This is a genomic window from Mycoplasmopsis primatum ATCC 25948 (assembly GCF_000702785.1).
Classification (GTDB): Bacteria; Bacillota_I; Bacilli_A; order Mycoplasmatales; family Metamycoplasmataceae; genus Mycoplasmopsis; species Mycoplasmopsis primatum.
Window position 1 is genome coordinate 19,844 of record NZ_JNJV01000008.1, and the last position, 12,749, is coordinate 32,592.

Consider the following 12,749-nt stretch of genomic DNA (forward strand, 5'->3'; position numbering starts at 1 on the left):
TTGTAATTAATTTGTATTAAATTATACACTTTTGTATTAGCTATTATGAGCCTGTGTTTAACACACTTATATTGAAGTTTTACTACCTTCCATTATCAAACAAATTGACAAGGTTGCATTGAACCAAAAGGCAGTCATCTATGAGTGCAGGATTCATGAAAAGAAGAATTCCTCAGTGAAATCAATGAAAAAGCTAAAATAGAATATGAATATGAAACTAGTATTGATCAAAATTTAAATTTAGTTCAGCAATTAATTGCAAAACATCCAAAATGGAAAATATTTGGGCTCCCATTTTATAATAGTGAAAGCAAAAATAATTTTGAAGAAAAGATAAAAGCTTTAATTGAAAGCATCTAATTATAAGGGCATAAAAAAAGACGCTAAGCGTCTATTTTAATTTACTCAATTACAAGGCAGTCTAAATTCCATATAAATCTGTTTTATAGCCAAATAAGTAAAAGTTAATAAGTTTTTAAAAAAAGAATAAGGTTTAAAATGATATGTTTTCATAAATTTCTTGAATTTTCATTTTAACAATGAAAATAGGAACATCAGGAAATTTTTCTTTGATTTGATTAAAGACATCTTCAGCAAACACTTCTTCGACAAGATGAGGAATTTCAAGTACAGCAACATTTATTTCATTGTAATTTAATCATTCGTTTCATTTAACATCGCTGGTAATTATTAATTTATATCCTTCTGAATATAATCTATTAACATCGCCAACAAAACCACTTCCTGCTAAAACAGCAACTTTTTCAGAATAATTAAATTGTCTAAAAAACGATGACAAATTATTACGCATAGATCTAAAGCCAAAAGTTATAGCTAGTTTTACCAACAAGTCGCCATAAGTTTTATTTCAAGAAAAACCAACAGGATAATTACTCCAGTCAAAATGAACTGCACTTTTAGCAAGACCTAATTTTTTAACAATTTGATAACTAGTTCCTTCTTTGTGATTATCGTAGTTAGTATGAAATGATATAACATTAATTCTATTGGCTTTTAATTGTTCTAAAATTTCTTTTTTATATGGTGCTTGGATAAATTCCTCTTCTCATGTTTCCTGAAATTTAAATGGGTGGTGGGTAATAATCAAATTTGAATATGTTTCAAGTGCTCTTTCAAGAACTTGTTTAGTTAAGTCAATTGCAAAAACAATCCCAGTTATCTCATCAGATAAATTAAATTTTAGTGATCAACCCGATGGGTCTCATTCTTCTTTATTTTCTAATGGATATTTATTTAAAAGATAATTAATTACAGTTTTAATTTGCATTTTATTCAAAGAATACCTTGAGATATCTGCTACGTTCAGGACTGCTTTTTAGTTTTCTTAAAATTTTGTTTTCAATTTGACGGATGCGTTCTTTTGAAACATTGCGCTCATTAGCAAGTTCTTCAAGTGAAAAGACTTTGTATTTTTCACCGTTTTCATCGACTCCAACACCATAACGCTTACAAATTAATTCATATTCATCAGGATCTAATGTGTCTTTTAAAATTTTATTAAGTGTTTCAACTAATTCTTCATGAGAAGCATATTCAACTGGATTAACTACACTTTCATCTTTAACAAAATCGCTAAATGATGAATCATTTTCTTTACCTATTTGTTTATCAAGCGAGATAGGATCAATATTTATTTTTCTGATGTGTCTTACTTTTTCAGCAGTGAAGTCGTTTCCATATCTTTCTGCTATTTCTTCATCAGTTGGATCGAAACCTTTTTCTTGCTGCAATTCTCTTTCAATTTTAGTAATTTTATTTATGGTTTCTACCATATGCACTGGAACTCTAATTGTTCTTGATTGGTCAGCTACTGCACGAGTAATAGCTTGACGGATTCATCAAGTGGCATATGTTGAGAATTTAAAACCTTTATTAACATCATATTTTTGAACAGCCTTAATAATTCCTGAATTACCTTCAGAAATTAAATCAATAAAACTAAGTCCTCTATTTTTATATTTTTTAGCATTATTAATAACTAAACGTAAATTACGTTTAATTAATTTATCTCTTGCTCTTTTACCTCTAAAACCACCTTTGTCCATTTCTTTGGCAATTTTTATTTCTTCTTCTGGTTGTAGCAATTTACCATATTTTCCAATTCAACGCATGTATCATTTAACAATATCATTTGTTTCGGTAAGTTTGTTTTTAAGATCTTCTTTTTTAACTAATGAAGTTGCTGAAAGATCAATTTCTTCTGTTGAAAAATCTTCGAGCTCTAAACTATCAACAGATGTGATTTTATTTTTAGGCTTTCTGCCTCTTTTTGCTTTTTCTGGCGCCTTTTTTTCTTCTTTATATGAAATTTCATCTTCATCATCTTCATCATAGCTAGAATCATGATAATCATCGTCAGATATCATAAATTCAGAAGTTTCATCATCAAATGAGCCATATGAAGAACTTCTATAATTTTCCATCAATTCTGTTGTACTTGAATAGTCTGAATCGTCTTCAAGTTCTTCATTTACATGAGTTTTTAATTGCTTATTAGTTGGCAAGTCAAAGTCATCATCTTCATCACTATAATGACTAGGAGCATCAACATCTTCATCGTTTTCTATTTCATCATAAATATCATCTGAATCAACATCGTCATTATCACCTGAATCAGGATCGTCTTCAAGAATATTTTCTTCAAATAGTAATTCAAACATTGCGTCCATGTCTTCATCGCCAATTTCAACTTTAATTGAATTTAAATATTCATAAACTTCGCCTTGAGTTAATTTACCTTTTTTTTCTTTTTTAGCGTAATTCTTAATTAATTTCACTGTTGACTTCAATTCACTTTTACTGCTCATATTCACATCCTTCTATTTTGAGTTTAATCTCTCTTATTTTATCTAATACTTCTTTTTCAACATTAGGGCTGTTTTTCATTGCATCCATATTTTCAACTAAAAAGTTCTTGCAATTTATTAAATCTTCTTTAATGGCTCTTTCATAAATCTCATTGAAACTTTCTTCTAATTCTTTTGGTGTTTTGCCTTTTAAGTATAAATTATTCATAAATTTATCTTTACCTAATTCTTTGAGCGATTGTGCTAATTTATCAAGTTCACTTCTTGTAAATTTTGAATTTTGCATAAAATAATTATATAATTGCTTTATTGTACCTTTTTCTTCGTTATTTTTTGTATAAAAATTTATACTTTCAAGCGGTTTATTTTTTTGATTAATTTTAAACAATTTTATTAATTCTGGGAAATTTAATACTATGATTAACATTTTTTCAATTCAACTTTGCGGTTGAATTTTTGGTCTGTTAGTTGCTAAATAAGGTGCCCTAAAATCATTATTTAGATCAAATGTTTGAGAATCAACTAAATTATCATAATAGCTAAAATCATAAACATCCGTTGGCTCATCGTAAAAATTTGTTCTAAATGTTGATGAATTTTCTAAATTGAATTCTTTTGTAAAACCTAATGTTTGCGATTTATCTATAATCAAGTTAATATCTCTTTTATAATCATTTTTAATTTTTTCATTAAAAGCATTAGCAACGTCTATATCAAGTTTTTTTCAAATTGGATAAAATTCTGAGCCAAATCTTTCAAATTGAATATCAGTTGGTTGAGAACTATTTAAACCATCATAAAAACCATGTTTTATTCTTAAATAATCATATATAAAATAAATAAATGGACTTGCATCATTAATTAATTTTTTTAATTCAGCTTCTCCCTTTGAATTTAAAATTTCATCTGGGTCATAATTGCTTGTGTTCTTAACAACATAAATATTTTTATAATTAGCGGCTAACAAACTTTTAACAGTTTTATAGCTAGAGTCTTGGCCGGGTTCATCGCCGTCGAGAAAAATAATAATTTTTTTAAATTTATACAACTTCGAAATATGCTCTCTGGTTAAAGTAGTTCCCATTAGACAAATAGCATTATTCAAATTAGCCTTACTTAGTGCTATAACATCAAAGAAACCTTCTGTAATTATTAACTCTTCAAAATTTCCAGTTGAATATACATTATTTAAGTTATATAAAATATTTGATTTTCTAAAATATTTGCTTTCAGCACTATTAATATACTTTGGTTTAGAATCATCTAATGCCCGTGCACTAAAACCAACAACTTTGTTATTTTCATCCCGAATGGCAAAAATAATACGGTTTTTAAAAAAAGGTTCTTGTGTTGATGGATTTATTAATGAAGCTTGTACTAAAATATTGGCTTGATTTTTGAACTCTTCACTAAATGATTCTTTAAATCTATTTACAGGAGCATAACCAATATCAAATTGCTTACAAAGAGTATAAGATAAATGGCGCTTTGTTAAAAATTTTTTTACATCGGAATTTGTGGATTTAATAAGCTCAGCTTTATAAAAAGAATTCACTTTATCTAAAATATCATAAACACCGGCATCTAATGCGCTCATTTCATCATTATCATTTATGTTTTGATAACTGGTTGGATCAAAATCAATATTTGCTTTATCTGCTAAGTATTTAAGAGAATCAATTACATTTCATTTTTTAAAAAGTCTTAAAAATTTTAATGCATCACCGCCAGTGTTGCAAACAAAACATTTAAAAATTTGTTTTCTTGAATCAATGCTCATTGATGGATTAGTATCATTATGAAATGGACATAATGCTACATATGATTGACCTTTCTTATGTAGTTCAATAAAGTCTCTAAGCACATCTACAATATCATTTGATTGCACAATGTTTTGAATGATTTCATTGCTGATCCTTGGCATTTTATTTCCTTTTTTAGTTGTTTTATAGATTAATCAGTAAAATTAATCAAAGATTTTCTTATTGATGTTTAATTTATAAAGATCATTGATCCTAATTCTTTTTTGTTGCATTGTGTCTCGATCTCTAATTGTCACTGTTTTTTTATCTTCCACTGTATCAAAATCAACAGTTATACAATATGGTGTTCCCATAGCGTCTTGACGTCTATATCTCTTACCAATTGAACCCGATTCATCATATGACACTGGAACGCCTAATGATGATAATTTGTTGTAAATTTTTAGTGCAATGTTATTAATTTTTTTCACTAATGGTAAAATCGCAAATTTATAAGGAGCTATTTCTTGTGCTAATTTTAAAACAGTTCTAGTATCGTTATCTGCTATTTTTTCTTCATCATATGAATCAATTAAAATAGCAAGCATCAATCTATCAAGGCCAATTGATGGCTCGATAACATGTGGAACTATCTTAGTATTATTTTCAGCATCAAAATATTCCAAACTTTCGCCAGTAGCATTCATATGTGAAGAAAGGTCATAATCGCCCCTGTCGGCTACTCCTAATAATTCACCTCAACCAAAAGGGAATAAATATTCAATGTCACTTGTAGCACTTGAATAGTGACTTAATTCTTCTTTTTCGTGGGCTCTAATTCTTAGATTTCCTTTATCAATACCTAATATTTGTGCAAAGTTATAACATTTTTGTAAATATTGATTGAAAATCTTTTGAGAGTCCTTAGGATCATGGAATACTTCAAGTTCCATTTGCTCGAACTCTCTTGTTCTAAAAATAAAATTTCCGGGAGTTACTTCATTTCTAAAACTTTTTCCCACTTGGCCAATACCAAAAGGCAATTTTGCTCTTGTAGTTCTTAAAACATTTTTAAAATTCACAAAAATACCTTGTGCTGTTTCTGGTCGTAAATAGATACGGCTTTTTGACTCTTCTGTTACACCTTGTCTCGTTTCAAACATTAAATTAAAATTACGAATAGTACTTCAGTGGCATTTAGCTCCATCATATTCTTTGACATTTTTGTCTAAAAAATCTTTCATTTGTTCAAAAGTCATTTTTTCTGGAACAATATTAGGGTCAATTTCTTGTATGATTTTATCAGCACGATATCTTTTTCCATTAGTTTTATTTTCAATTAATGGATCATTAAAATTAGAAACATGACCAGAAGTTACTCACACTTGTGGATTCATCAAAATTTTTGCATCAATTAAAAAATTGTTGTGTTCGTTATGAATAAAATGTTTTTTTCACGCATCTTTAATGTTATCTTTTAAGAATGAACCAAGAGGGCCGTAATCTCAGGTGTTGGCTAAACCACCATAAATTTCGCTACCTTGATATACAAAACCAGTTGATTTTAAGTGATTAATAATATTTACCATATTTTTGTCTTTATTATGCATATTAAGCTCCTATATTACTAAAATAATATAAAAAACAACAACTCATAAGATTTTTTGTTGTTTTTATAAAGAATTATCAAACTTTAAAAATATTCACACCGTCAACGGCAACATCCACAATACCTAAAATCACAACTATTGTTAAAGACATTAAGATAATAGATAACAAGGTAACAGAAGCAATAAACAATATATTATTTGGTTTTGTTTGAATAGTACTTTTGCCAATTTTGCCTTCTAATGATTTTACATCAGTGTCTATTTCATGGTCATCATCATAATAGTCATACAATCTTTTTGGTATATGAACTAATTTTGTATTTTCAGGCATTTCTCTAACTACATAGTCAGTTTTTCATTTTTTATCTTCATCAATGTAGTTATAATCAACCATTACAAAATCATTACCATACTTGTGAGATTCAAAATACATTGGTGTAGGATCATTATATATAGAAACATCACCTTTAGGAGTTTGAACAATTTGTGTTCTTTCAGGATCAAGGTTTCTAACCACAAAATCATTTTGAATTTTTTCGCTTTTTGGATGAGTGTAGTCAACCATCTCAAAATCAGGTCTATCAACAATCGCTATTTCTTGACTTTGATGTTTATTATCAGCACTATCAGTTGAAACCTTTTGTTCTAATACACTTTCATCTTTCTTTTCATAATAAATGATTACAGGTTCTTTAAAATCATCAATTTTTTGTTCAACAACATCAGAACTTACAAATTCATTATAAATTACAGGCCCGTGCTTGATTTCAGGAGCAATGCTAATTTCTTTTGTAACTTGAACATGGATTTCATTAAATGCTTCATTTGGTGTTGATGTTTCTTCAACAATTACTATTTCTGCGGTTGGAACATCATTGATGACATACACAGGTTCAACTTGAGCAGGTTTATTTTCAGTTTCATCAAGTGAAATAATTTCTGTATTTCTTGTCGCAGTTGGAGTTTTTTTAGTTTTAGGAACCACTTCGGGTTCTGGCTTACTTTTTTGTTGTGCTTGAATTAAAATTTGCTCAGCAGCTTTATTGAATTCATTTTTAGCATCGCTATTTACAACTTCTTCACCAGTTGATTGGTAAGTAATTGTGTGTGCTTCATCAGTGCTATCAACTAAGGTAACTGAATAATTTGAACGAACAGCTAAATAAGGGATTGAGTAGTGATATTCATCTAATGTAACAAAACCAACGTGTTTTAGTTCAACTAAAACAAACGAAGATTCTCAACAAATAGGAATTAATTTTTCATCTTTATTCCTATAAAAAGCTTGGTTATCATATGTATCATCTAATTCATCATTTACTTTCAATAAATTTAGCAATTGACTAGACACATTTGAAAATTCATTGTGTAATTTTTCAATTAATCTTTGATTTTTTTCATCCATTAAAGAAATTTTGTATGAAATACCATTTTCAAAATCATTAATATTCTTATGAATTTTTTCAAAATCATTCTTATTAATTTGCTTATCAACATAAGCATCTATAATTTTTTTAAGTTTTTCAGTATAGAGAGCAATAGCGCCTACTGTATCGCCTACGCCTAATTTAATAAACTCTTCATAAGTTACGCCTTGTAAAGTTGGACGGTTTTGTTTAAGTAAATCAATTTTGTTTGCAATTTCTTCAAGTTTTAAATCTTTTTTAGCTAATTCAGCTTTTAAAAGTTCTAACTCTTTGTCAGCAACTTCATTATTTGAGTGTAATTGATTCATTAAAATATCAATTTGTTGTTGAAATTGAATTCTAATAGCATCAAGGTCGATCACATCTTTTCTTTTTCTTTTAGTAATTTCTAAACTTGGTGGGAAGTATGAATTTGGATCAGAAATTAAAATATAATCTCTACCTTCAACAATATTCTTTCCTTTTTGTTTTTCAAGATCTCTATCACGTTTAAAATTGTATGGATTAATGCCTAATTCACGACATGAACCTTCATATGTTGCTTCACCATCAAAACCAGCTGTTTTAATGTAATAGTATCATTCATCACCTTCTGAATCAATTGTTAATTGACCAGCAAATATTCTTTGATCATCTTGGAATCAAATAGCTGTTTCGAAATCTAAAAGCATATATCAGTTCAATGCATCTTGACGTGTTTTAAATTTAGCTAAACCAAATTTTACTTTTGGATGTTTTAATAATCAAGGAAACTCTTTATCTTGTTTAATTTCATAAGTACAATTTAATCTTTTCATAACTTGCCAACCCTCACTCAATTTTAATTAGGTAATTTAATATTTTAAAATAAATTTTATTTTAAAATTATAAACTAAATTTCAATTAAATATCAATACATATTAATGCAATCACATAAATTTTTGCTAATATATCTATTTTATACATAAATTAGGCAAAAAAATAAATATTTTTAATGTGGGTGATGATGGCTGTCATGAATACCTATTATAATTCAAACATTAAATATAAAATTATGCAAAATAAACATAAAATAACAACTAATTTTACAGCCTGCCTGACATATAAAAAAATGTTAATTTATATTAAATTTAATATAATTAAATTATACAGGGTGCCAAACAAATGGCTGAGAATATACCTATAAGCTGATCTAGGTAATGCTAGCGTAGCAAAATATATGAATATATAAGTGTATTCAAAATAGTCTCCCTGTATAACAAGGAGATTTTATTTATGAAAAAAACAAAACTTTTAATAGGTTTAGGGGCATTAGCTTCTAGCTTAACTATACCGTTTATTAGTGCTTCATGTGGTAGTAAGAAACCTGATAATGAAGACTTATCTAAAACATGAGATAAAGATATTGTCATTGGTTGTAACTGAATAAATGATGGCTTTTTAAAAACAGATAAAGAAACAAAATTTCTTGAAAAGCTTTCTGAAAAATTTGAAGCCGAAAAAAATAAAGATGAACTCGCTAAAAAGCAAGAAAAAGTTACTTTCAGATTTGCAGAAAAAAAATCTAAAAAGAAAGTTATGTTCAGTGATTTAAAAGCAAATAAAAATATAGATTTAGCGCCTTTTTCGTATTGAGTTGTTTACAATGATATGGAAAATAACAAGATATCTATTTCAGATGTTGATAAGTTTGAACTAAAAAGAATCGCACAAGCTAAGCAATTAAAATTTGCTTGACATACAGATAATAGTGTAACTTATAAAGACGGAACAGCTAATGATCCATTAAGAAAAATAGCAGCAGAAGAAAATAAATTGCAATTTGAAACTCATGGAGAATTTCAAAATTGAAAAGATAAAAAAGATGCTCTAAAATGAGATGGTTCAAAATATGGCCTTTTCTATAAAGAAAATAAAAGTGAAAATTTAACTTTTGTATTAAGAGGATCAATTATTATTTCTGGTGATGATGCTACAAGAGCAAAAATAACAAAAGCTTGAGATGATAAGAATTTTGACGAATTCATGAAAAATGGTGTGTGTTTTGAAAGTTACGATTCACATTCAAACTTTAAATACCAAGTAGCATTAATTTCTAGACATTTTGGTAAAACTATTGATGAAGTTATTAAATTTATAAAAGACAATGAAAAATATGTAAATTTCAGTGATAATGGAGTAGCTTCACTTATAGGAAATAAAAATTCTACTGGAACTGTATGTAATATAGCATTCGACAATGAAGGAGCATTTAACTGAAGCCCCGCACACGAATCGTGAACTTCTACATTTTATAACCCAGTAGATAAAAACGCCAAAATAAGAGTACTTACAGTAACTAATCCTGCTCCTTATGATTTACTATTAGGTAGATCAGGTTTATCAAATAAACAAGCAGAATTAATATCAAAAGCTTTAACATCATTAACTCTTGAAGAAAACACTTATGGTGTCTATACTGGTTATAATTTATTCAAACCAATTGATAATCAATTCTTTACAAAAATGCTAAAACTTCAAGAATTTGCGAAAAGTGCTAATCCATATGGAACAGAAGAAACTAATTTCTTAAGCACATTAGATACATTATAAAAACAATATGGATACAATATTAAAATTCACAAATGTTACTATTAGTTATGAGAATAATACAGTTTTAGAAGATCTTAATTTTGAAATTAATAAAGGTCAATTTATAGCTATTGTTGGAAGAAGCGGCGTTGGTAAAACTACATTATTTAAGTCCATAGTTAAAAATATTAAAATCAAACAAGGATCAATTAACCTTTTTGACAATAATATTTATGAATTAAAAAATAAGCAATGAAATAATTGCCTTAAAAAAATAGGCTTCTTAACTCAAAAACCCTTACTTATTCCAACAGAAACTGTATACTCAAATATTAAAAGAACAGTCAGAGATTTTAAAAATTGATTTTATAGATTCTTTAATATATTGTCTGATGAACAAAAAAAATATATCTTTTGCAATTTAGACAAACTCGGAATTTTAGACAAATGCTTTACTAGAATTGATGAACTTAGTGGTGGGCAGGCGCAAAGAGTTGAAATTGCTAAATTATTGATTAACAATTCAAAACTAATCTTAGCTGATGAGCCTACTAGTAGTTTAGATGAAAAAACTTCAAAAGAAGTGATTGAATTATTAAAAAATGTGGTGGTTAATAATGAAACAACAGCTATTGTAATAATGCATGATATTGACTTAGCATTACAGTACTTTGACAAGATTATGGTAATCCACGACAAAAAAATTCAAAAATTTATTAGCGCTGGTGAAATTTCAAAATGTGAAATTCTACAAATTTTAGAAACTGAAAATTAAAAATCAAAAAAAATTCATTCACTTATCAAATTGAAGACAGTAAGCAAAATCATACTAGAAAAAAATTAAGACCTTTTTTTGTCCATTTAATCTGTTTTATAGCCATAATTGTATTTTTCTGATTTCTCTCAAATATTAATTTATCGTTAAATAAATATGGTTGAAAAGTATTTAAAACTAATATAACTAACTTCTTTAATTTTTCTAGCACATCAACAGTTTATGGTGGACTAAAAGAAAATCTTTGGACACTAAGCATTAAATTTATGCTTGCAACTGTGAAATATGCAATTGCAGGCACTTTCATAGGTTTCTTATTTGCTGTTTTAACTGCTTTTCTTTGCAATAAAAATTTTGTAAATAAATATTGAAGTTTTATTCCAAGAAATCTTATGTTAATACTTAGAGCAGTACCAGAATTAGTTTTTATTAATATGTTCATTCATGTTTATTATAAATATGCTACATTGGTATTCATCTTTATATGATTTACATGATTATGATTACATAAATACTTCATCGAAATACTAAATAGCATAGATAATACGCCGTATTTAATGTCTATTTATAGAGGAAATTCAAAGACAAAAGCATTTTTCACTGAAATTTATCCTAGGATAGTTAATCGCTTTGTTAATTTAGGATTTTATTCATTAGAGTCTAACATTAAATGAAATACTATTCTTGGCGCATTAGGAGTTATGGGTATTGGCTCCTTAATCAAACATGCATCAGATGAGGACTGATCTCAATTAGGCATTCCGTTATTTATAATGATTTTGTTTATTGTCTCATTGGAAATTCTTTCTTATTTTTTAAAAAAATACTTTTTTGATGATAGAACAAGAAAAATAGAAAAAAATACTAATGAAAAATCATTAGTAATTTACAAAAAAATTAGCATATTAGCTGATATAAAATATTGAATAAAAATCTTTATATTTATTGTGCTTGCAATTTTTAGCGTTTCTGTGATATTAGTGGAAAATACATCATTTAAAGATTTTGAATTTCTGAAAATGTTTGTTAAAAAAATGTTTAGTCCTGATTATTCAGACTTCAATTTATTATCACTAAAAGCTGATAAAAACCCAATTTTATTAGTTTTACAATCAATGATATTTGCAATATTATCAGTGATTTTATCTTTTATTACTTTACTTATTGTACTGTTTTATAGTAATTCAAAGATAAATAGAGCTCACACATATGTTTCAATAAGATCATTAACATCATTTTTTAGGGTTATTCCTTCCCCTGTTGTGTTTTTGATTTTTAGCCCTTTATTCAACCATGATTATTCGCTTCTTATCTTAGTTTTGGGTTTCCATGAATCATCCTCATTAATTAAACAAATAAGTGAAGCAACTGATAATATAGACAATGATTTTATTAACAACCTAAAAATGCAAGGTTACAGTAATTTAAAAATATATATTAGATTTATTATTCCAATTATTAAATATGATTTAGCAAGTTGATTTTTCTTTTATTTAGAAATGTCATTTAGAAATTCAATTACGTATTCAGTATATAGTCAGCAAGGTTTAGTAATTGGCAGCAAAATCAGTAATTATATGGATGCAAGAATAAAACAATTTGAAAAAGCATTTAGTTATATCTGGCTTGCCACTCTTTCTATACTCATATTAAATCTCATTAGTGAATTTATAATAGACAAAAGAAACAAAAACAAATGATTTAAAAAAACACAATAAAACTTGATTGTGTTTTTTTTATTAATAAAGTTAATTTGTAAGCCAAAACATTTTGCAACCCTTAACTATTTTTTTGCTTTATTTTTGTTATTGATGCTT

Annotated in this window: 9 protein-coding genes and 1 riboswitch; of the genes, 4 read left to right on the forward strand and 5 right to left on the reverse strand. The window is 27.2% G+C overall.

The genetic code is table 4. From position 1 onward, the window contains the following. Positions 1 to 45: 45 nt before the first annotated feature. Positions 46 to 360, forward strand: coding sequence for a hypothetical protein (locus tag T386_RS0101580; RefSeq protein ID WP_156935926.1), 315 nt, complete (start codon positions 46 to 48; stop codon positions 358 to 360). Positions 361 to 493: 133 nt separating this feature from the next. Here the strand turns inward: T386_RS0101580 and T386_RS0101585 are convergent, their stop codons facing one another. The 5 genes from T386_RS0101585 to T386_RS04450 all read right to left on the reverse strand — a co-directional run bounded on the left by T386_RS0101585 (position 494) and on the right by T386_RS04450 (position 8,404). After that, positions 494 to 1,288 (reverse strand): Nif3-like dinuclear metal center hexameric protein, encoded by a 795-nt coding sequence (locus T386_RS0101585; RefSeq protein WP_029513431.1) that lies wholly within the window; start codon positions 1,286 to 1,288, stop codon positions 494 to 496. Position 1,289: 1 nt separating this feature from the next. Beyond that, positions 1,290 to 2,828, reverse strand: coding sequence for an RNA polymerase sigma factor (locus T386_RS0101590; protein ID WP_029513432.1), 1,539 nt, complete (start codon positions 2,826 to 2,828; stop codon positions 1,290 to 1,292). Further along, positions 2,818 to 4,752, reverse strand: coding sequence for a DNA primase (gene dnaG / locus T386_RS0101595; RefSeq protein WP_029513433.1), 1,935 nt, complete (start codon positions 4,750 to 4,752; stop codon positions 2,818 to 2,820). The genes T386_RS0101590 and dnaG overlap by 11 nt, the downstream gene beginning before the upstream one ends. A 42-nt stretch (positions 4,753 to 4,794) precedes the next feature. Then, the gene (locus tag T386_RS0101600; protein WP_029513434.1) at positions 4,795 to 6,180 is read right to left on the reverse strand and encodes a glycine--tRNA ligase; all 1,386 of its coding nucleotides are present in this window, start codon (positions 6,178 to 6,180) and stop codon (positions 4,795 to 4,797) included. 73 nt (positions 6,181 to 6,253) lie between these two features. Next, complete coding sequence (locus T386_RS04450) at positions 6,254 to 8,404, reverse strand: MAG3090 family protein (RefSeq protein ID WP_051622765.1); 2,151 nt, start codon at positions 8,402 to 8,404, stop codon at positions 6,254 to 6,256. Between the two features lie 321 nt (positions 8,405 to 8,725). Beyond that, positions 8,726 to 8,817, forward strand: a riboswitch (TPP riboswitch). Positions 8,818 to 8,861: 44 nt separating this feature from the next. Between T386_RS04450 and cypl the strand changes: the two genes are divergently transcribed. Genes cypl through T386_RS0101620 form a run of 3 tightly spaced genes read left to right on the forward strand, consistent with a single transcriptional unit; the run spans position 8,862 to position 12,650 of the window. Continuing rightward, positions 8,862 to 10,178: an ABC transporter thiamine pyrophosphate-binding lipoprotein p37/Cypl gene (cypl, locus tag T386_RS0101610; RefSeq protein ID WP_029513436.1), complete on the forward strand. Its 1,317-nt coding sequence runs from the start codon at positions 8,862 to 8,864 to the stop codon at positions 10,176 to 10,178. Between the two features lie 7 nt (positions 10,179 to 10,185). After that, positions 10,186 to 10,932 carry an ATP-binding cassette domain-containing protein gene (locus T386_RS0101615; protein ID WP_029513437.1) on the forward strand — a complete coding sequence of 249 codons (747 nt, stop codon included), beginning with the start codon at positions 10,186 to 10,188 and terminating at the stop codon, positions 10,930 to 10,932. Further along, positions 10,896 to 12,650, forward strand: a complete 1,755-nt coding sequence (locus T386_RS0101620) for a PhnE/PtxC family ABC transporter permease (RefSeq protein ID WP_051622766.1) — start codon at positions 10,896 to 10,898, stop codon at positions 12,648 to 12,650. The genes T386_RS0101615 and T386_RS0101620 overlap by 37 nt, the downstream gene beginning before the upstream one ends. Positions 12,651 to 12,749: the final 99 nt, after the last annotated feature.